Annotated in this window: 3 protein-coding genes; all 3 read right to left on the bottom strand. The window is 42.0% G+C overall.

The genetic code is table 11. The features are described 5' to 3' along the window. On the bottom strand, nt 1-1,633 hold a 1,633-nt coding region (locus AB1488_10085), incomplete at its 3' end, for a 4Fe-4S binding protein (protein ID MEW6410440.1). After that, nucleotides 1,630-2,709: an FMN-binding protein gene (locus tag AB1488_10080; protein MEW6410439.1), complete on the bottom strand. Its 1,080-nt coding sequence runs from the start codon at nt 2,707-2,709 to the stop codon at nt 1,630-1,632. The genes AB1488_10085 and AB1488_10080, both read right to left, overlap by 4 nt. A gap of 104 nt (nt 2,710-2,813) precedes the next feature. Next, nucleotides 2,814-3,120: cupredoxin domain-containing protein (locus tag AB1488_10075; protein MEW6410438.1), on the bottom strand; the 307-nt coding region annotated here is incomplete at its 5' end.

Below are 3,120 nucleotides of genomic sequence, written 5' to 3'. Positions count from 1 at the left end.
CATCACGACAGTAATTAATCCTGTTTCCGGTGATAATCGCTTCCTGGCTGTCTATGAGGTATATACCATTGCCTCTGTAGTTTCTCTCAAGCGCCTTTTTGCTTTCTATTGTATTGTTTTCTATCCTGATGCCTCTGGCTCCAACGCTCCAGACACCATGCATAACACCATGAAGGCGATTATTTTTTATGACAGCCTCATCAGCACCCTTTAATATATATATCCCTGCACTCTCCGAACGGAATGAGGGATTTTCATCTACTATTGTAAACCCTTCCATAGTAACACCCCTACTCGCTATTGTAACTATATGTCCTCCGTTATGTCCTCCGTTTTCAATGATGGTTGAATAACCGTTACCCACTCCTCTCTTGATTGGACGAATTGTGACTATACATCCTCCGTTTTCAATGATGGTTGGGTTATTTATGCCCTTAAGATACACCGCCTTGTCTATCTTGAGTCTCTCCTTGTATTGTCCTGCCTTAACCTCTATAACATCCCCATTTTTTGCCTTTTTCAATGCATCGCTGATAGTTGGATAATCAACCCCTACAATAAGGGTTTTTGCATGAGCCAGCGAAGGAATGAAGAGCAATGTAACCAGACACAAAACTAACATACGGTGACCCTCCTTTAATTTCCCCCTTACTAAGGGGGATAGAGGGGGGTTGTATCCTGCATCCCTGTTCTCAAGTTTCTTCCGCCTTATCAATGCCGGGCATCTGTCCTCATCCCAGAAATTAATCTGGCACTCAAGGCAGTCAAGGCATTCGGTGTCCTTAATCTTACCTTGTGGCGTAATAGCCTGATAACTGCATTCCTTACCGCATATATTACATGTCCCGCACATTTCATGCCTTTTAAGTTTTATCAGTGGTATCAGCCTGACAAACGAAGGAATGCTCAATGCAGCCCCGAGGGGACAGAGGTAGAGGCAGTATGCCCTGTATATTATCACTGACCCTGCAGTGATGGCAAGAAAGTAGAGGACAAAATACCACTGTCTGTTCAGTTTCAATACAAAGGTCTTGAAGGGTTCAATCTCAGCAAGATATTCAGAAAGTATAAAGTTATAGAATGACACACCCAATATAATTGCGAATATGACATACTTGAGGTAAATAAGCTTCCAGTGAATCTTCTCAGGGAGTCTCAAACTGAATTTTGGAAAGACCCTGATATAAAGCCTGTTCAGGAGTTCAATCATTGCTCCATAAGGACAGAGCCAGCCGCAGAAGACACCGCGCCCCCATAAAAAGATTGTCAGGAAGATAAAAAGAAATGATAGAAATATAAAAGGCTCCATGATATAAAGCCCTAAAGGAAATGCCCCTTCCTTTATTCCATTAACCAATATAACTATATTGGTAGTTGTGGGTTGTGCCTTGAGTAAAAGTCCAACATATATAAAGGAGAATGAAAGTATCCCGTAAGCGACTATATTTAACATCTGTCGGCTCTTTGCGAGCCTGTATTTGAAAACCATCATCATTATCAACAGGAGCAGGAATGCTGCAAAGATGACAATTGAGACCCATTTCTGTGTCCATATTTGCATCCATGGGATGATTTTCAGTGCCTCAATCGCATCTTCAATGATATGCTTTAATGCTGCTAACAGATCCATCATTTTTCTATGAATCTCTCTGGAATCTCATAATCCAGATAAAAAGACTTAAACTCCCTTTTTGTAACAGAAACACGATAAGGCAGCACAAGGTTTAATTTAAAGCTCTCGGTTGGGTCAAAATCCCTGTCTCTGATAATGAATATGCCTCCCTCATTTATGGAAGGGGCACCCTTTGCATGAAGGTCAGATAAGACTCTGTAATCCTTATCAGTTAACATATAAACCCTTGCACCCTGTTCAATATTAAATCTATCAAATACCCCTCCACGGACAAAGCCTGTACCCTTGAATGACCCCTTACCCCTTGAAAATACGGCTACTGCAGACTCACCGCTCTTCAGTCTTCCCATAACATCCCTGTAAAGGGTATTTCCAAGGAGATTCCTGCCTATGGAAGGGGGTGTCACAACACCTATGTAAAGGTCAAGATATGGGTCTTCGCCTTCCAATCCCAGATCTCTGTATGTTATTATGAGATTTTTAATAGCAACTGATTTTTTGAGTTCATCCCATGTAAGTGCCGCATACTTCTGGCTCAGATTGTGGCCTCTGCCCTTTGCAACCTTTATCATTCCTGCCACATCAGCAACCTTTCTCGCACTCTCAAGGATTATGGAGTTCTGAACAACAGCAGTGACAGTAGCGCCTGTAATTGCATCCATTGATACCTCTCTGCCCACAGACATTGGATTCTTAATACTTTTCCCTTTATACTGTTTTATAAAGTCCAGATAATTTTCTTCCTTAAGCCCAATCAGGACTATGGGTTCTGAATGAAAGATGAGTTTAACGCCTGTGATATTTCCATTTGTGTCCATGCCGATGAGTGTTTCAAGATGTTTTCCTGAATAGCCAACAAGTTTGGTTGTCCAGTCCTTTGAAATAAAGACATAACCTACAAGCTTATTATTCCTGTATCCTTCCCAGTAGCCCTTCTTCGGTAAAAACTTAGAGGCATGAAGTACATCCTCCAGTTTGTAGCTATACCTGTGTTCAAAGAATTTCCACTGCCCGAATCCTTTCAAAGGATAGGAAAGACAAAAAAATAATATTAAAAATATTATTCCTTTTTTCATAATTCTTCTACCCCCTCACCCCATCCCTCTCCCCTGAGGGGAGAGGGAGAAGGGAGAAAGGTGAGGGGTAGTCAACTCCTAACTCTGAACTCCTTAACGCACCCTTATGCCTCCACTATGAACCGCATCCTCATCTCAAGGTGCAGTGCATGGCAGAAGTTTGTGCAATATGCCCAGTATACTCCTGGTTTGTCTGCTGTGAATGTCACGGATTTTGTCTGGAAGGGTGCGACGACAAAATTGATATTGTAGTTGGAAAGCGCAAAACCATGAGCAAGATCAGAAATCTCATCATTGTCCGTCAGGATTACAGTAACCCTGTTGCCCTTCTTTACCTTTACCTCTTGCAGCCCATACACCGGCGCATTGGCAGTAAGTCGAACAATGACATCATTACCCTTCCTTTTAATC

It is taken from the genome of Nitrospirota bacterium (genome assembly GCA_040756155.1).
GTDB lineage: Bacteria > Nitrospirota > Thermodesulfovibrionia > JACRGW01 > JBFLZU01 > JBFLZU01.
This window is presented reverse-complemented; position numbering and strand designations above follow the sequence as displayed.

Excerpts from the sequence above, each read along its gene's own strand:
- AB1488_10080 (MEW6410439.1), bottom strand. The coding sequence starts at position 2,709 with ATGAAAAAAGGAATAATATTTTTAATATTATTTTTTTGTCTTTCCTAT.